The sequence below is a fragment of the Parafrankia irregularis genome (assembly GCF_001536285.1).
GTDB lineage: Bacteria > Actinomycetota > Actinomycetes > Frankiales > Frankiaceae > Parafrankia > Parafrankia irregularis.
Genome location: NZ_FAOZ01000007.1, coordinates 281,287 through 298,710 on the forward strand (window position 1 = coordinate 281,287; position 17,424 = coordinate 298,710).

A 17,424-nucleotide genomic window follows, 5' to 3' on the forward strand; every position below is an offset into this window, starting at 1 on the left:
TCGGCCGGGAGGGCCGGAAATCCCGGTGTCAGTAGATGTCCTGATGTGGTCTCGCGGCGGACGGCGGTCATCTGCGTGGGACGATCGTCACGCGTGGCGGCGAACCCGGGGCACCGAGCGTTCGTCCCGCGCCTGTGGAGGTGCGGTGGCTCGCCGGTGGTGGCCGGCGGTGTGGTGGCGTGGAAGGGACCGTGGCAGAAGGCAGCGCGTTGACGGCGTCCGCGCCGGTGCGACCCGGTCGTATGGCCTCCCGTGCGATGGGCGCCCGGCCGCGGGCCTGGGCAAGGTTCCGGCTTCCGGCCGCCGCGGTGGCCTGCGGCGCGCTGACCGCGGTGCTCGCGCTGGCCGCCGGCTGGCCGTTCTGGCGCGGCGAGCCCGCGCTCGCGGCCGTCAACGCCTTCGTCGCCGGCGCGTTCGTCAGCTCCGGGGTGCTGCTCGTCGACATCCCGCTGCTGCGCCGTACCGGGGTTCTCGTGCTGGCCTCCGGCGTCTGCTGGGCCCTCACCTGGCTGTTGTGCCGGGAGAGCGGGCCGCGCCCGGCGCTGGGCCTGTTCATCAACGCGCTGTTCTTCGTCGCCTTCGCCTGGGGTGTGCTGCTCTACCCGGACGGCTGCCTCACCGGGCGGGCCGACCGGGTCGTCGGCACTCTCACCACCATCGCCTACGGCCCGCTCGTGGTGTTGTCGATGGTGGTGTCCGAGCCGGAGTGGAACGGCTTCTCGGCGCAGGCGTCCTGGCCGACGCTGTGGGCCGGCCAGGCCTTCTTCGGGTTCGTCTCCGGGCTGTACGCGGTGATCAATGCGGTGCTGGCGATGGCCTTCGTGGCGCTGCTCGCGCGCCGGTGGAGCAGGCTCTACGGACTGGAACGGTCCGTCGTCGCACCCGCGCTGGGCACGCTCGGCGTGGTCGCGCTCTGCCTGGCCGCCCTGTCACCGACGCTGTACAACCGGGAACCGGGTCATGTGGCGGAGGGCGTCGCCTGGCAGGGCGTCGCCCTCGCGGTGCTCCCGCTGGTGCTGGTGAGCTGCGAGCTGTGGCGCGCGGTGGCGGTCGCGACCGCGGCGGACCGGATGCTGCGCTCCAGCGGCGGCGCCGCGACGGTGACCGTGGTCCGTGACGCCCTGCGCCGCGCCCTGCGTGACGACACCGTCGAGGTGTACTTCTGGCTCGCCGACGAGCGGCGTTTCGTCGACATCGCCGGGCAGCCGGCCAGCGGCGCTCCCGCGCTGGGCGCAGTGCCCGGTCCGGGCGCCGTGCCTGGCGCGGGAGCGCTGGTGCCCGTGCGCCGTGGCGCGCCGGCGCTGTGGTCCCAGCCCGTGATCGCGCCGTCGGGTGAGCTGTTCGCCCTGGTCACGGGCCGGTCGCCGGTGCTGCGTCGGCACGGCGCGTTCACCGGGGCGGCGCTGCGGACCGCTCGGCTCTCGCTGCAGAACGCCCATCTGCAGGTGACCATCCAGGCGCGGCTCGTCGAGACGCGGGCGGCGCGGCGGCGGGTCGAGGAGGCGGAGGCCGCCGAACGCAGTCGCATCGCGCGCGACCTGCACGACGGCGTGCAGCAGCGGCTGCTCGCGCTGGCGATGCTGGTGAGCGTCGCCGAGTGGTCCGCCGACGACCCGGCGGCCGCCGCCGCGATGTTCGGGGACATCCGGGCCGGCCTGCTCGCGGCGAACGACGAGGTCCGCGCCATCGCCCGCGGTCTCGACCCGGAGACCCTGCGCACCGCCGGCCTGGTGGCGGCGGTACGGCAGGCCGCGGCCAGGCTGGCGCTGCCGGTGGAGGTCGACGTCGCGCTCGGGCGCGGCGGGCCCTTCGGGGACGTCGCCGAGCGCACGGTCTACTTCGCGGTGTCGGAGGCACTGGCCAACGTGGTCAAGCACGCACGGGCGACGGCCGCCCGGGTGCGGCTCACCGAGCGATCGGGCGGGCTGGTCGCCGAGGTCAGTGACAACGGGTGCGGCGGCGCGGTGGAGCATCCGGCCGGCGGGCTGGCCGGCCTGCGTGACCGGGTGGCGGCGGCCGGCGGTGAGGTGCACCTGTCCAGCCCGGCCGGTGGCCCGACCACCGTCCTGGTCATCGTGCCCACGGGCGTGGCGTCGTGAGGGCCGGGCGGGTGCTGCCGCGGGCGTTCGCCATCGGCGGTGTGGTCGGGGTGGCGGTGCTGGGCGCCGGCTGGCCGTACCTGCACGGCGCCCCGGCACTGGCCGTGGTGAACGTCCTCATCTCCGGTGGGCTCGCGACGGCCGGCACGGCGCTGATGGCCTCGCCGCCGACGCGGCGCGCGGGTGCCCCGCTGCTCGCCGCCGGCGTGGCCTGGGTCGCGACCTGGGCGATGAGCTGGAACCACACGCTCCTGCCGCTGCTGGGGATCGCCGGGAACTGCTCCTTCTACGTCCTGTTCGGCGTCGGGCTGCTCGGCTACCCCCACGGGCGGCTGTCCAGCCTGGCGGACCGCGTGGTTGTCGCGCTGGCCGGCCTCGCCTTCGGGCCGTTGATGGCGGTCAGCGTGCTGACGTCGCGGCCGGAGTGGAACGGCTACGGGCCCGATGTGTGGTGGCCCGGCTGGTTCGCGGACCTGCCCACGTTCCAGACGATCAGTGACGTCTACCAGGTCGTCAACCCGTTGCTCGCCTGCGGGTTCGCGATCGGGCTGGTCCGCCGGGTGCGCGCGCTGCGGGGCCCGGAGCGGGCCGCGGCGTCGCTGGTCCTGGGTGCGGTCGCGGTCGCGGGCATCGGCGTGGCCCTGGTGGCGCCGCCCATCGACGTCGACGACCTGGACGGCGTGATGCGCGGCATCGAGGCGCAGAGCGTCGTCCTCGCCCTGCTCCCGGTGGCGCTGGGGATCGCCGCCGCCCGGCGGGCGCTGGGGGTGGCCACCGCCGCCGACCGGGTGCTGCGCCTCGCGGACCCCGCGACGATCGTCAGCGTGCGTGACGCCCTGCGGACCGTGCTGAACGATCCCACCGTGGAGCTCCGGTTCTGGCTGCCCGACCTGCGGTGCTATGTCGACGTCGACGGCCGCCCGGCGGCTCTCGGCGGTCCGGTGGACATCGGCGGTGTGGTGGATATCGGCGGTCCGGTGGACGCCGGCAGTGCGGCCGACGCCGGCCGCACTGCCGAGGCCGGCCGTGCGCCCGAACCCGCGTCCGGCGCTCGGTGGACCCGGGAGGTGCTGACCCGGGACGGGGCTCCGCTCGCGGTGGTGACCGGTGATCCCGCCCTCGGCCAGCACCGTGCCTTCACCGACGCCGCGTTGCGCGCCGGGCGGCTCGCGCTGGAGAACGCGCAGCTGCAGGTGGCGGTGCGGGCGCAGCTGGTCGAGACGCACGCGGCCCACCTGCGGGTCGCCGGCGCGAGCGCCGCGCAGCGCCGCCGTATGGCACACGACCTGGGCGACGGCATGCAGCGACGGCTCACGGACCTCGCGCGCGTCGCGTCGCGGGCCCCGGACGCCGACCCCGCCGAGACCCGCCTGCTACTGCGGCACCTGCACGAGGGGCTGCTCGCCGCGAATCAGGAGGTCCGTGACCTCAGCCGCGGACTGCGCGCCGCCGACGCCGTGCCCGGTGGTCCGACCTCCTAGGCCACCACGATGCTCCCACCGCCGAGCACCCGGCCCGGTACGGCTACGGCTTGCCGGTGAGGAGTTGCGCGAGCCGGTGGCAGTCGCCTGCGGTACTGAGGCCGCCTGACCGGCGGGTGCGCACGCGGCCCGTGACCGCGTCGAGGACGCCTGGTTCAACCACCCGGCGAGGCGCCGGCGTCGTCCGGGTGCCCGGAGCCGGCCGCCGCGGCGCCGTCGTGGGCGGCCGCTTCGCGGTGCGCAGGCGTGGTTCCGTCCGCGGCGGGCGGCTGCCCGGGAACCTTTCTGCCGGCGGGTAGGTCGGCTGCCGGCGGCATCGCGTCGCCGACCCGGAGGGGCCGGGTGGCCAGCACGATCAGGAAGATGGCGGCGACCAGGAAGGCGCCGACGAGGAACGCCCGGGCCACGCCGTGGGCGAGCACGTAGCGGGCCGCGTCGGCCGTCGAGGATCCCGCGGGCACGTCTGCCCGGGAATGCCGGCTGGCCGTCCCGAACACCGTGACGAGCACCGCCACGCCCAGCGCCCCACCGACCTGCTGGACGGTGACCATCATGCTGGCCGCCGCGCCGGACAGCTTCGGTGGCACCCCGGCGACGAGGCTCACGCTCAACGGCACGAACAGCAGTCCGAGCCCGAAGCCGAACATCAGCAGCGGGCCGAGCATGATCGAAACATAGCTGGAGTCTGTCGAGACCTGTGACAGCCAGGACATGCCGCCGGTGCCGAGTGCGGCGCCGACGAGCATCAGCGGCTTCGGGCCGAACCTCGGCAGCAGCTTCGATGCCCGCGATGCCGAGACCAGGATGCCCAGCGACAGTGGGAGGAACGCGAGCCCGGCCCGCAGGGCGCTGAATCGGAGGATCTCCTGGAGGACCTGCGTCCCGAAGAAGAACATGCTCAGCATGCTGCCCGTCAACAGCAGCATGAGCAGATAGCTCCGAACCCGGTGCGGCTCGGTGACCAGCTGCCGCGGGACGACGGGCTGCGCCGCCCGCGACTCGATGACGCCGAACGCGGCCAGTGCCACCACGGCCAGCCCGAACGCCACTTGGGCCTGGCTGTCGCTCCAGCCGTCCGAGGACGCCCGCAGGAAGCCGTAGACCAGCGACGCGAGGCCGATGACCGACGCCAGCGCACCGGCGGCGTCGAAGCGGCCCTGCTGGCGCGGCGGCGTCCGCAGCACCCGCGGCGCCAGCAGCACGATGGCGGCGCCGAACGGGACGTTGATGAACATCACCCACCGCCAGGACAGCCAGGTGGTGAGCATGCCGCCGACGATCAGGCCGATCGAGCCGCCGACGCCGGAGACCGCCGCCCACGCGCCCATCGCTTTCGTCCTGGCGGGCCCCTCGGGGAAGTTCGCCGCGATGAGGGCCAGCGCGTTCGGCGACGCGCAGGCCGCGCCGACACCCTGCCCGACCCGCGCGGCGACGAGCATCCACGGCTCGGTGGACAGGCCGCCGAGCAGCGAGGCGACGGTGAACAGGACGATCCCGCCGACGAGGGTGTTGCGCCGGCCGAGAATGTCACCGGTGCGCCCGCCCAGCAGCAGCAGGCCGCCGTAGGCGAGGGTGTAGGCGTTGATCACCCAGGCCAGGTTGGTGGTGGAGAAGTACAGGGTCTGCTGTATGTGGGGGAGCGCCACGTTCACGATCGTGATGTCGAGAACCAGCATGAGCTGGCAGGACACGATCGTGAGTAGCGCGACGCGGGCCCGCCTGGCCTCGTGGGGCGGCGGCTCGGTGGCGGTCGCGCCCAGGGGCGACGAGGACATGGGGGCCTCCCGGCCGGGCTAAGGAACTTTTTCGTACCCTAAACGATGCTAGCGCCGGACCGGCTACCGAAGGTCACACCGTGTGTGTCGGGCACTCCGACCGGGCGTGCTCGGTGAGGATCGCGTGGCGGCGGCCCGGTCGCCTTCCGTCGCACTGTCGAGCGCGCAGGTAGCCGGTGAGGCACCGATGGCGAGCCGTAACCGGCGGACGCGCCGGGCGCCAGCTGCCCGCGCCGGTACGCTCGTGGTCACGGCCCGACTGCGGCCCGCGGACGGAGGCGGAAGATCATGGTGATCCCGCCCGACGCAGCCGCCCAGGCCCGCGCGAGCACCCGCTCGGGCGGAAATGACGCTGTGACCCGCCGCCGGCACGGTGACGCGCTGCGCCGGGCGATCTACGACGCGGTCTTCGACCAGCTGCGCACCACCGGCTACGCGAACCTCACGATGGACCGGGTCGCCGCCGCCGCCCACACCTCGAAGGCGGTGCTGTACCGCCGGTGGGATTCCAAGGAGGCCCTGGTCGGCGAGGCGCTGAGGCACACGCTGCCCGCACCGGCGGACGTGCCGCTCACCGGCGACCTGCGCACCGACATCCTCGCGCTGCTGCGCTGCGTGCAGATGGCGTTCCTCTCCACCCGCGGCACGGCGTTCCAGCTCGTCTCCGCCGAGGCCGGCTGCGACCGTCCGCTGATCCGCCAGTCGATCATCGATCACGTGGTCGAGCCGTGCATCGGGCTCATCCTGACGGTGCTGCGCCAGGCGGCCGAGCGCGGCGAGGTGCCGCCGGCGGCGGCGAGTGAAATGGTGGCGGCCAGTGGCCCGGCGATGCTGGTGCAGTACTCGCTGGTCCGTGAGCCGATGGTGCCGGACGAGTTCGTCGCCGCGGTGGTCGACCAGATCGTCGTCCCCCTCGCCACGGCCACCCGCACCGGGCCGGCACCGGCCTAGCTGGGCACGACCGGCCCACCGGCGGGCTCGCCGGTGGCAGTCTCATGCGTTATGGGCGGTGGCGATGAACCGGATTCCGGGGCGAACGGGAAGCCGGGTGAGGGAAGCGGTCCGGGGTGCCCGCGGTGCTCACGGACGCTGACCTGGCTGGAGGTTGTTCACCGGCGCGGCAACTGGGGCGGCTTCGCGCCGCGACCGAGGCCCGAACGGTGGTGGGAGTGCCGACACTGTGACTGGGTCGGTTACCAGCGCCGGGCGGGCGGAGCCCTGACGGCGATGCGACGTCTCGCGGGCGAGGAGGGAACCTGCTTCTTCTGTGGCGAGGAGGAGGCCAACGTCGTCAGCGCACCGTCGGACGACAACGACGGCTGGCGCCGGGACTGGCTGGTGTGCCTGGTCTGCGGCACGAGCAACCCTCGTCGTTACAGGTACTGAGTGTTACAGGTCCTGAAGGCACGGTCCGCGGCGCGTACGGTCGCGGCCCCGGGCCGGGCGACCTGCAGGTCGCCCGGCCCGGGGCCGCGCAGTGCCGTCCGGCTGCCGGTCAGCCGGCGTGAATCGGGACCCCCTCGCCCTGCGGGATGTCGTCCCGGCCGGCCCGGACGAGGAAGAGGACGGTGACCAGGGCGAGCCCGATCATCACCGCGCTCCAGACGAACGAGGTGGTGTAGCCCTCGACCGCCGCCTGCGCCTGCGCGGCCGGCCCGGTGCCGTGACCGGTGAGGTAGTCGGTCACCGCCGTCGCGTAGACGGTGTTCAGCAGCGCGACACCGAGGGACCCGCCGACCTGCTGGGTGGTGTTCACCAGCGCGCTGGCCACACCGGCGTCATGCTCGGCGACACCGAGCAGCGACACGCTCGACATCGGCACGAAGGCGAGGCCCATCCCGAAGCTGATCAGGAGCTCGGCCGGGAGAACGTGGCTGGCGTAGCCGGTGTCGACGCCGATCTGGGTCAGCAGCACCAGGCCGCCGACGGCGAGCGCGCTGCCGAGGACCATCAGGATCTTGGGGCCCGTCCGGGGCAGGAGCTGGCTGGCGATCCCGGCGGAGAAGATGATGCCGGCGCTGAAGGGCAGGAAGGCAAAGCCGCTGCGCAGTGCGCTGTAGCCCAGTGTCTGCTGGAAGTAGAAGGTGAGGAACAGGAACATCGCGAACAGCCCGCCACCGATCAGCATCGAGGCGAGGAAGGACCCGCCGCGGTTGCGCTCCAGCGGCACCCGCAGCGGCAGCAGCGGGTTGGCCGTCCGGGCCTCGATCACGACGAACGCGGCGATCAGCACGAACGCGCCGACGAGCAGGCCGATCGTCTTGCCCGATCCCCAACCGTCGTCGGCGGCGACGGTGAAGCCGTAGACCAGGGCGAGCAGACCGCCGGTCACCGTCACCGTGCCCGGGATGTCGTAGCTGGGCGTGCCCTCGGCCTTGCTCTCCCGCACGATGGGGAGCGCGGCGGCCGCGGCGGCCAGCGCGATCGGGACGTTGACCAGCAGGCACCACCGCCACGACGTGTACTCGGTCAGCAGCCCGCCGACGATGAGGCCGATCGCGGCACCGCCGCCGGAGATCGCGCCGTAGACACCGAACGCGCGGGCGCGCTCCTTGCCCTCGGTGAAGGTCACCGTGATGAGTGACAGCGCCGCCGGCGCCAGCAGTGCGGCGCAGGCTCCCTGCAGGGCCCGCGCCGCGAACAGCAGCTCGGCGTTCGGGGCCGCGCCACCGAGCGCCGAGGCGCCGGCGAACCCGATCAGGCCCCAGATGAAGATCCGCTTGCGGCCGAGGAAGTCGGCGATCCGGCCGCCGAGCAGCAGCAGGCCGCCGAAGGCCAGCGTGTAGGCGGTCATGACCCACTGCCGGTCGGCGGTGGAGATTCCCAGGTCGGCCTGCGCGTGCGGGAGCGCGATGGTCACGATCGAGGCGTCCAGCACGACCATCAGCTGGGCGACGGCGATCACGCTGAGCGCGACCCAGCGGCGGGGGTCGAGGTGCGCCCCCGGCTCTGGTGACCCGACCGCGGCGGTCGAGGAGCCGCCGCCGGCGACGTCGGTGGATGCGGTCACGAAGATCTCTCCTGATGTCTGGGGGTGATCTGTCGGAGTGGCCACCGAGGCGGCCGGGATGCTTGGCAGCCGAACAGTACGTCACCGAATAGTACCGGACCAAACTAATTTCTAGGCGGGCCGGCGGTGATCAAATACACTCGTGTCGTGGACGGTGGGTGGGACATATGCCCTGGGGAGCCGGCGGACGTATGCGCTGGTGGGCCGACGCCCGACAAGGTCGACGACTTCGTCGAGCAGTGGCAGCGCGAGCGTCCGGACCTGGATCTGAGCGCGATGGGGCTCTTCGCGCGCATGAAGGTCTTCGTCGGCGCCCTGGCGACGGCCATGAACCGCCCGCTCGAGGAGCACGGTCTCACGCTCGGTGACTTCGAGGTGCTGGGTGCGTTGCGGGCGTCCGGTCCGCCGTGCGTGCTGATCCCCTCCCAGCTCTCCGAGCAGCTGATGATGTCGCGGGCCGGCATCACCAGCCGCCTCGACCGCCTGGAAACCGCCGGCCTGGTGGAACGCCGGCTGGACCCGGCTGACCGGCGCAGCTTCCGGGTGGGCCTCACGGACAGCGGGCGCGTCGCCATCGACGCCGCGTTCGCCGAGCACATCGCGAACTTCACCCGGCTGGCGAACACGCTGACCGCCGAGCAGCGCGAGAATCTCGATGACATCCTGCGGACCCTGCTGCGCGCACTGTGAACACATCCGGTGCGGCCGGTGTGGTCGGCATCGGGGCACACGCTGACAGGTGGCGGGGCGGATGGGTGACGGGGACGGACAGGAGCACGCGGACATGAAGGTGGCCTTCATCGGCCTGGGCACCATGGGCTTCCCCATGGCCGGGCACCTGACCGGGGCCGGTTTCAGCACCGTCGTCCACAACCGCACCGAGGCGACCGCCCGCCGGTGGGTGGAGCGGTACCCGGGCAGCTCCGCACCCACCCCCGCCGAGGCCGCGACCGGCGCGGACGTCGTCTGCGTCTGTGTCGGCGCCGACGACGACGTCCGCGAGGTGCTCACCGGACCGGCCGGGGCACTGGCGGCGCTGCGCCCCGGCGCGACCATCGTCGATCATTCGACCACCTCCGCCGAGCTGGCGGTGGAGATCGCGGGCCGGGCCGCGGAGGCCGGCGTCGGCTTCGTCGACGCCCCCGTCTCCGGCGGGCAGGCGGGCGCCGAGGCCGGCCGGCTGAGCATCATGTGCGGCGCCGACCCGGAGGTGCTGGAGACCGTCCGGCCGGTGCTCGCCGCCTACGGGGCCACCATCACCCGCATCGGCCCGGTCGGCAGCGGCCAGCTGACGAAGATGGTCAACCAGATCCTGGTCGCCTCGGCGATCGCCGGCGCCGCGGAGGCCCTCAACTTCGCGATGGCGGCCGGCCTCGACACCGATCTCGTCCTCGCCGCGGTCGGCGGCGGCGCGGCCAGCTCCTGGTACCTGAACAACCGCGGCCACACCATGGTCCGCGACGAGTTCGACTTCGGCTTCGCCGTCGACTGGATGCGCAAGGACCTGCGCATCTGCCTGGCCGAGGCGGCCCGCCGGGACATCCCGCTCCCGTTCGCCACCCGGGCCGAGGCCGACTACGCGGCAGCCCAGCAGCGCGGCGACGGCGGCCTCGACGCCACCGCCGTCATCCGCCTTCGCCGAGCCGAGACGCCCCGGGCCGACCCCGGCCCCGCCGCCGGCTGACGGACGGAGCCGGGATCCGGGATCCGGGCCGGGCCGTGGGTCCTCGCCGTCAGTGGCGGGGAGTGCGGACGTCCAGCCAGACCAGCCGATGGTCGGAGCTGGGGAACGGGTAAACGCCGGTCAGCCGGGACAGCGGGTCCGACGACGGCGGCCAGAACACGCCCGCGCCGGTGACCGCGAGGTTCCGCGACGGCAGGACGTAGTCGGCCCGCAGGTTGCCCGGCGCGGTGTCCGCGAAGTCGGCGGTGTCCTGGGCCGGGTCCCCGCGGTGGGCGGTGTTGGCACCGCCCTGCAGGGCCGCGGCCTCGACGGCGCCAGTGCTCGTCGGCGCGACCGTGCTGTTCACCCAGCGGCTGTCGAGCAGCTGGGCGGCGGCGGAGGCGACGCTGTCCCCGTCGAGGGGGTCGGCGTTCATGTCACCGGCGATGACGAAGCGCTCTCCCGGCTTCAGCCCACCGCGACGGCCCCGGTCGTCGTAGAGGTAGGAGCCCGCACCCGGGCGGATGTAGTCGGCCCAGAGCCGGATCTCGTCGTGGTTGCGCCGTCCGTTGCGGTCCTCCGGCCCGTCGAACGTCGGCGGGGTGGGATGGCTCGCCAGCAGGTGCACCGTCTCCCGCCCGACCCGGATCGGGACGTCCCAGTGGCTCTTCGAGGAGAGCCGGAAGACCGCCAGCTCGCCTCGGCGATCGGCCTGGGGGCGTGGCCACCAGGTTCGGCAAGCTCGCCGTGCGTTGCCAGGCCACCCCCAGGCCGGGCGCCAACGCGGCGTCGCGCCTGCGACCGGGCCCCGGCGCTCAGGCGGCCAGCGGCATGACCTTGTACTCGAGGTACTCGCCGGAGAGCACCGGGGCGTGCTTCGGCGCCTCGCCGTCCACCCGGCAGGTCGGCAGGCACTCGATGAGCGCGTTCCAGTTCGGCTGGTGGAAGAACGGCATCGAGATGCGCGGGACGGACCGGTCGGCGGGCGGCGGCACCAGCACCCGGTGCATCGTCGAGACCCACCGGTCATTGGTCCACAGCGCCATCAGGTCGCCGATGTTCACCACGTAGGAGCCGGGGACGTACGGCACGTCCACCCATTCGCCGCAGCGGCGGTCGATCACCTGCAGGCCGCGGACGTCCTGGTAGAGGATGGTCACGGTGCCCGAGTCGGTGTGCGGCATCTTGCGGAACTGCTCCGGGCCGACCTCGCCGTGGACCGCCGGGTAGTAGTTCGCGCACAGGTTGGTCAGGTGCTCGTCGATGATGCCGTCGAAGTGCGTCTCGGCCAGCCCGAGACCGAGGGCGAACATCCGCATCGTGGTCTGGGCGAACCGCTCCAGCTCGGTGTAGAGCGCGAGCCAGGCCGGGCGCATCGTCTCGACCTCCGTCGGCCAGACGTTCGGCTTCGACCAGACGTCGAAGTGCTCGCCGAGCCCCGCGCCCTCGGCGACGCCGGGCTCACCGAGGCGGTTCATCGTGAACAGCTCGCAGATGTCGGGGCGCCGTGCCCGGGCGTACTCCTGCGAGTCGGGGTCCTCGACGAATCCCTCCAGGTTGATCGTGTCCAGGTCGTAGCCGGCGCCCTGGTTGTGCCAGACCCGCAGGCCGCGCAGCGTCGGGTCGCCCTTGGCCGCCAGGTAGCGCTCCTTGGCCGCCATCGGCAGCTCGAAGAACGTGCGGACCTCGTCGATCGCCGTCTCCATCAGCGTCGGGTCGATGCCGTGGCCGACCACCGTGAAGAAGCCGGACGTCCGGCAGGCCTCGTCGAGCGCCGCGCCCACCGCCGCCCGCCGTGCCGGGTCCGAGCTGGTCGCCCCGGAAAAGTCGATCACCGGGACGTACCCGGGCACCACGACCGCGTCGGTCGCACTGGGTGCGGTCACTGCCTCGGACACTGATGCCTCCTGCTCCGCCTGGCCACCCCCGGCCGACGGGTCGACCGGGCGCTGACGCCTGCTCCGCACCATTGCTCAGTGCAATACACGCCCTGGATGGGGCCGAGGGCAAGCAACGGTGCGGGATTTCACCGGACCGTTACGAACGGGCGGATTTCTCAGTGCGGGCGGCCGCGCGGGACGGCGGCGGACATGACCAGGATCCGGGCCGCGCCGGCGCCGACCGAGCGCCACCGGTGCGGGGTCGTGGCGGCGTACCAGATCGCGTCGCCCGGCCGCAGGTGCTCGGTCCGGTCGGTCTGGAGCTCGACGACGACCTCACCTTCGAGCAGGTAGACGAACTCCTCGCCGTCGTGCTCGAACCAGTCCCCGAGGAAGCCGCCGGCCCGGACGGTGACCTCCTGGACCTGGATGAGCTTGCTGGGCGCGCCGACCAGCACCCGCGCGAAAGCCGCGTCCGGCCGGTCCTCGATCGTCGTACCGGCCGCCGTTCCCGCCCTGGTCACGACCACCTCGTCGGCGTCCGAGGGGAGCAGGTCCTGCGGGGAGAGCTCCAGGGCGTTCGCGATCCGGTAGAGCGTCTGGATGCTCGGGTTGTTGCGCCCGTTCTCCAGCTGGCTCAGGTAGGGCTGGCTGACGCCGGCCCGCTCGGCCAGCACGGTCATCGGCATCCCGGCGCGCCGGCGGGCCGCGCGGATCGCCGTGCCGATCGCGCGCATGGCCGGCGGTGGCCCGCCGGCCGCCGGCGTGGCGGCTGCGACGGGCGCGGGCGCGACGGCGGTGTTCGGGGCCGCCGGGGCGGGGACGGCGCCGGTGGTGTCGCCGCCGGGGTCGTCGGGCCGCACCTCGTTGCTGGTGGCGTCGTTGCTGGTGGCGGCGTTGTCGCCGGGGCGCGGGGACGACACCGGGAGACGTGGGCGTGCGGCCATGCGGGTGTCCTCCAGACGAGCCGGGTCGGATGCCGGGGATGCGGCCCGGGCGTGATCACGATCGTGCCAGGTGCTCCGGGATCCGCTGCCCGGCGCTGGTGGCCGGCTAGGCGATGGTAGGTAGTGCACCCGGCCCGATCTGATCGACGTGACAAGAAATTCTCACGAATGTTATAGGCATGGCTTATATTCGCTCCCGCTGGTGCGGTGACATCCACTGGCCAGAGGGGAGCAATGCCATGACGGAGCTGGTCCCGGCGGTGGACATCGGCGGGCTGCACGACGGTGACCCGCGCCGGCGCCGGGAGATCGCGTCCGCGATCGACGACGGGTGCCGCCGAGTGGGGTTCCTGGAGATCGTCGGCCACGGGGTCGAGCCGTCGGTGATCGACGCGGCGCTGCGCGAGCTCGACGCGTTCTGGGCGTTGCCAGCTCGGACCAAGATGCGCTACGTCCCCGCGGATGTCATGACCAACCGCGGGTACAGCCCGCCGAAGGCCGAGTCGCTGGCCTACAGCCTCGGTGTGAACGCCGAGCCGGACACCTTCGAGGCGTTCAACATCGGCCCGGAGGGCTGGCCCGCCGGTGACCCCGTGTACGAGCGGGAACGCGACGGGGTGTTCGCCGTGAACCTGTGGCCCACCGACCCGCCGGGCCTGCGTCCCGCACTCACCGCGTACTTCGCCGCCGTCTCCGGGCTGGCCCGGCGGCTCACCGCGATCTTCGCGGTGGCGCTCGGCCTGCCCGAGAACTACTTCGACGCGTTCACCGACCACTCCACCGACACCCTGCGCGCACTGCTCTACCGCACCGCCCCGCGCGGCGGGAACGTCACGGCCGGCGACGCGCCCGCGCCCGCGGATGCGGATGCGGATGCGGCGGCCGGTGAGCCGGCCAGGATGGGTGCGCACACCGACTACGGCATCCTGACCGTGCTCTACGGCGACCAGGTGCCCGGCCTGGAGATCGTCGGCCCGGACGGTGGGTGGCACCCGGTCATCCCCAGGCCCGGGGCGTTCCTGGTCAACCTCGGTGACCTGCTCGCGCAGTGGACCAACGACCACTGGGCCTCCACCGTGCACCGGGTGGTGCTGCCCGTGCCGCGGGCCGACAGGGTGGCCCGGCGGCGCTCGATCGCGTTCTTCCACGACGGCAACTACGACGCCCGGGTCGAGTGCCTGCCCACCTGTACCGGCGCCGACGACCCGCCGAAGTACCCGCCGGTGGTCGCCGGCGAGCACCTGGCCGCGAAGTTCGCCGCCCCGCGGCTGCACCGCCCGACGACGGCGACGTCCACGCTCGGTGAGCGAACGGGCGCGCTCAACCGTTGAGCCGGCGGCCCGCACAGACGGAAACCGGCCGGCAACGACCGGGGACCGATCCGGAAACAGGCCTCCTTAATATTGCTTCATGCAATGAGCTGGGTAGGTGCAGGGCCGACGGGACACGCGTCCGCGCCGATCCGTCGACACCACGCCCGCTCGTCCCGCGGCGCCGATCCCATCCCGGACGCCCCACCACCTCTCCCAGGAGAACCCATGTCGACGCTGTCCGACCGCCGCGCCTTCCTCCGCCGTGGGGTGGGCCTTGCGGCGTTTGGCCTGGCAGTTCCCACCGTGCTGAGCGCCTGCTCGGATGACGACTCCGACACCGCCACCACCTCGACCGACTCGGCCGCGACCACCGGCCCGGCGGACTACGGCGACATCAGCTTCCGGCTCTCCTACACCCAGGGCGTCGCGTTCGCGGGGACCTATATTGCTGTGAGCGATGGCCTGTACGGCAAGCAGGGCTTCGGTGACGTCACGCTGATCCCCGGCGGCCCGTCGGCGACCCCGTCACCGACCGACGTCGGCACCGGCAAGGCGTTCCTCGGTGTGGCCTCCACCCCCGACCAGGTCGCGGCCGCCCGGCTCAACAACGGCGCCAAGGTCAAGATCGTGGGTGCGCTCTACCAGAAGAACAGCTACGCGATCACCTCGCTCACCTCCGCGCCGATCAGCAGGCCGGCCGACATGGTCGGCAGGAAGATCGGCGTGCAGGCCGTGAACACCACCGTCTGGGAGGCGTTCCTGGCGGCGGCCGGCATCGACGCCGGTGACGTCACGGCCGTGCCCGTCCAGTACGACCCGACGCCGCTGACCACCGGCGAGGTCGACGGCTGGTTCTCCTACGTCACCAACGAGCCGATCACGCTCGCGGCCAAGGGGCACCAGGTGACCACGATGCTGCTGGCCGACAACGGCTACCCGCTCGTCGCGCAGGTCTACATCGCGCAGGACTCCTCCATCTCCGACCGGCGCGAAGAGCTCAAGGCCGCGCTGAAGGCGGAGATCTCCGGCTGGGGCACCCAGGCGACCACGCCGAGCCGCGGCGTCGACCTGACCCTGCAGACCTACGCCAAGGACGCCGGCCTCAACAAGGACGTCGTCACCAAGGTCGCGGACGTCCAGAACGGCCTGATCCTGACCGCGGGCACCAGGACCGCCGGCCTGCTTACGGTCAGCGACGCGCTGATCGACACCAACATCAGGACGCTGGCCGCCTCCGGGTACGAGATCGACGCGGCCGACCTGTTCGACCTGTCGCTGCTCGACGAGATCTACCAGGAGTCCCCCGAGCTGATCTCCGGGCTGCCGGCGGTCCCCGCCTCGTGACCGTCGCGAGCGCGGCCGCGTCCAGCGGCCCTGGCCCCAGCCCCAGCCCCAGCCGCCCCACTCGCCCCGGCGGCCCGGGCAGCGGCAGCCCCGGCAGCGGCTCGCCGGCGACCCAGTGGCTCGGGACCGTCGGGCGGACGGTCCGGGCCCGGCTGCTCGCGCCGACGCTGACGCTCGTCGGTGTCGGCGCGCTGTGGGCGCTGGTCGGTGCCTGGCAGCCCGCCTACGTGCCCGGCCCGCGGGCCGTCGTGGCCGCGCTCGTCGACAACTGGTCCATGGTCCGCGCGAACGCGAGCGCGACCCTGTCCGGGGCCTTCAAGGGCTGGGTGTGGGGCAACGCGGCCGCGGTCGCCCTCGTGCTCCTCGGGGCGTTCCTGCCCCGCACCGAACGGCCCATCCTGCGGATCTCGGTCGTCGTCTACTGCCTGCCGGCGATGGCGATCGGGCCGGTGCTGCAGGCGCTGCTGCCCGGCAACGGCGCCTCGGTCGCGATCGCCGCGCTCAGCGTCTTCTTCAACACGCTGCTGGCCGGCGTGCTCGGTGTCCGCACCGCTCCGCGCGCCGCGCTCGACGTGGTGCACGCGGCGGGCGGGCGCCCGGTCACCCAGACCCTGCGGGTACGGCTGCGCGCGTCACTGCCGAGCCTGTTCGCCGGCCTGCGCATCGCGGCACCGGCGGCCATGCTCGGCGCGATCCTCGGTGAGTACCTCGGCGCGGACCGCGGCCTGGGCAACGCGATCATCACCACCCAGCAGCAGATGGACCTCGCGCTCACCTGGGCGCTGGCCCTGGTCGCGACCGTGATCGCCGGCGCGGGCTACGTCCTGACCGGTCTGGTCGGCCGGCTCGTCGCCCCGTGGGCGGGCGAGACGGTGGACCTGACCCCGTCGCTGGACCCGGACGCCGACGCGCGCCGGCGCAACGCCGACCGGCCGGCGCCGCTGCGCTGGGCCCGCACCGCCGGCGCCGCGGTCACCTCCGCCGCCGCCGTCGTCGGCCTGTGGTGGGGCCTGATCATCGTCTTCGACCTCTCCGACCTGGTCGCCAAGACTCCCGTGGACGTCTGGGAGTACATGGTCAGCGCGCCGAAGGCCGGGGAGCACCGCTCCGAGCTGTTCAGCGCGCTGGGGACCACCCTGCAGGAGGCGGCGATCGGCTTCGTCGCCGGAACCGCCATCGCGATGGCGCTGGTGACGTTGCTGGCACTGTGGCCGGCCGCGAGCCAGGCGCTGATGCCGGCCACGATCCTGCTGCAGTCGGTGCCGCTGACCGTGTTCACGCCGCTGATGCTGACGATGTTCGGCAGCGGCCTGACCGCCACCGTGGTCATCGCCGGCATCATCGTGTTCTTCCCGACGCTGGTGACCGTGCTCGACGCGGTGCGCGGCACGCCCAGACCGATGGTGGACCTGATCCGCGCGTCCGGCGGTGGCCGGTTCGCGATCCTGGTGAAGGCCCAGCTGCCGACATCGGTGCCCGCGCTGCTCAGCGCGGCCCGGATCTCGGCACCGCGGGCACTGATCGGCGCGCTCGTCGCCGAGTGGCTGGCGACCGGCCGCGGCATCGGCTTCCTCATGCTCCGCTCGACGGCGACCTACAAGTACGACCAGCTGTGGTCCGCCGTGGTGCTGACCACGTTCGTCATGGTCCTCGCCAACGCGGTCGTCACCAGCCTCGAACGCCTCAGTCACCGCCGCCTCGGCAGCGCCTGACTCACCGGCCGGTGCCCGTGCCGGCCCGGCGGCCGCGGAGATCAACGCGGCTGCCCTGCGACCTCCTCGGCCTCGGCGAGAACACGGGCCGTGTTGCCCCAGGCCAGCGCGTCGAGGTCACGCCTGGACCAGCCCGCGTCCTGGAGCGCCGCCAGGAGGGCGGGACAGGTGGACACGAGGTCCTCGAAGCACGACTGGCG

General features: G+C 73.1%; 15 protein-coding genes. 9 read left to right on the top strand and 6 right to left on the bottom strand.

Annotation, left to right across the window (positions count from 1 at the left end):
* Positions 1-191: 191 nt before the first annotated feature.
* Both AWX74_RS14125 and AWX74_RS14130 read left to right on the top strand, forming a co-directional pair.
* Positions 192-2,099 carry a sensor histidine kinase gene (locus tag AWX74_RS14125; RefSeq protein WP_091276873.1) on the top strand — a complete coding sequence of 636 codons (1,908 nt, stop codon included), beginning with the start codon at positions 192-194 and terminating at the stop codon, positions 2,097-2,099.
* Positions 2,096-3,580 (top strand): sensor histidine kinase, encoded by a 1,485-nt coding sequence (locus tag AWX74_RS14130; protein ID WP_091276384.1) that lies wholly within the window; start codon positions 2,096-2,098, stop codon positions 3,578-3,580. The genes AWX74_RS14125 and AWX74_RS14130 overlap by 4 nt, the downstream gene beginning before the upstream one ends.
* Before the next feature lie 155 nt (positions 3,581-3,735).
* Here the strand turns inward: AWX74_RS14130 and AWX74_RS14135 are convergent, their stop codons facing one another.
* A complete protein-coding gene (locus AWX74_RS14135; RefSeq protein ID WP_091276386.1) occupies positions 3,736-5,355 on the bottom strand; it encodes an MFS transporter in 1,620 nt (539 codons plus the stop codon).
* Between the two features lie 288 nt (positions 5,356-5,643).
* Here AWX74_RS14135 and AWX74_RS14140 point away from each other — a divergent pair, with 288 nt between their 5' ends.
* Positions 5,644-6,306 carry a TetR/AcrR family transcriptional regulator gene (locus AWX74_RS14140; protein ID WP_091276390.1) on the top strand — a complete coding sequence of 221 codons (663 nt, stop codon included), beginning with the start codon at positions 5,644-5,646 and terminating at the stop codon, positions 6,304-6,306.
* Between the two features lie 276 nt (positions 6,307-6,582).
* Entirely contained in the window at positions 6,583-6,741 is a 159-nt protein-coding gene (locus AWX74_RS41250; RefSeq protein WP_226930895.1) for a hypothetical protein, read from the top strand.
* Between the two features lie 109 nt (positions 6,742-6,850).
* Here AWX74_RS41250 and AWX74_RS14150 read toward each other — a convergent pair whose 3' ends face one another.
* Positions 6,851-8,365: an MFS transporter gene (locus tag AWX74_RS14150; protein WP_091276398.1), complete on the bottom strand. Its 1,515-nt coding sequence runs from the start codon at positions 8,363-8,365 to the stop codon at positions 6,851-6,853.
* A 126-nt stretch (positions 8,366-8,491) separates the two neighbouring features.
* On the opposite strand from AWX74_RS14150, the gene AWX74_RS14155 reads away from it, so the two are divergent.
* Positions 8,492-9,055 (top strand): MarR family winged helix-turn-helix transcriptional regulator, encoded by a 564-nt coding sequence (locus tag AWX74_RS14155; RefSeq protein WP_242666224.1) that lies wholly within the window; start codon positions 8,492-8,494, stop codon positions 9,053-9,055.
* A 61-nt stretch (positions 9,056-9,116) separates the two neighbouring features.
* A complete protein-coding gene (locus AWX74_RS14160; protein WP_226930894.1) occupies positions 9,117-10,049 on the top strand; it encodes an NAD(P)-dependent oxidoreductase in 933 nt (310 codons plus the stop codon).
* Between the two features lie 49 nt (positions 10,050-10,098).
* On the opposite strand, the gene AWX74_RS14165 is transcribed toward AWX74_RS14160, so the two are convergent.
* From AWX74_RS14165 to AWX74_RS14175, 3 genes are all read right to left on the bottom strand, one after another.
* The gene (locus AWX74_RS14165) at positions 10,099-10,656 is read right to left on the bottom strand and encodes an endonuclease/exonuclease/phosphatase family protein (protein WP_242666225.1); all 558 of its coding nucleotides are present in this window, start codon (positions 10,654-10,656) and stop codon (positions 10,099-10,101) included.
* 187 nt (positions 10,657-10,843) lie between these two features.
* A complete protein-coding gene (locus tag AWX74_RS14170) occupies positions 10,844-11,926 on the bottom strand; it encodes an isopenicillin N synthase family dioxygenase (RefSeq protein WP_207550313.1) in 1,083 nt (360 codons plus the stop codon).
* 158 nt (positions 11,927-12,084) lie between these two features.
* Entirely contained in the window at positions 12,085-12,855 is a 771-nt protein-coding gene (locus AWX74_RS14175) for a helix-turn-helix domain-containing protein (RefSeq protein WP_091276403.1), read from the bottom strand.
* Between the two features lie 239 nt (positions 12,856-13,094).
* Here AWX74_RS14175 and AWX74_RS14180 point away from each other — a divergent pair, with 239 nt between their 5' ends.
* From AWX74_RS14180 to AWX74_RS14190, 3 genes are all read left to right on the top strand, one after another.
* On the top strand, positions 13,095-14,186 hold the full coding sequence (locus tag AWX74_RS14180) for an isopenicillin N synthase family dioxygenase (RefSeq protein WP_165615619.1): 1,092 nt from the start codon (positions 13,095-13,097) through the stop codon (positions 14,184-14,186).
* 207 nt (positions 14,187-14,393) lie between these two features.
* Positions 14,394-15,512, top strand: a complete 1,119-nt coding sequence (locus AWX74_RS14185; protein ID WP_193209675.1) for an ABC transporter substrate-binding protein — start codon at positions 14,394-14,396, stop codon at positions 15,510-15,512.
* Positions 15,509-17,224: an ABC transporter permease gene (locus tag AWX74_RS14190; RefSeq protein WP_193209674.1), complete on the top strand. Its 1,716-nt coding sequence runs from the start codon at positions 15,509-15,511 to the stop codon at positions 17,222-17,224. The genes AWX74_RS14185 and AWX74_RS14190 overlap by 4 nt, the downstream gene beginning before the upstream one ends.
* Before the next feature lie 41 nt (positions 17,225-17,265).
* Here AWX74_RS14190 and AWX74_RS42015 read toward each other — a convergent pair whose 3' ends face one another.
* Positions 17,266-17,400, bottom strand: a complete 135-nt coding sequence (locus AWX74_RS42015) for a hypothetical protein (RefSeq protein ID WP_278184628.1) — start codon at positions 17,398-17,400, stop codon at positions 17,266-17,268.
* Positions 17,401-17,424 lie beyond the last annotated feature (24 nt).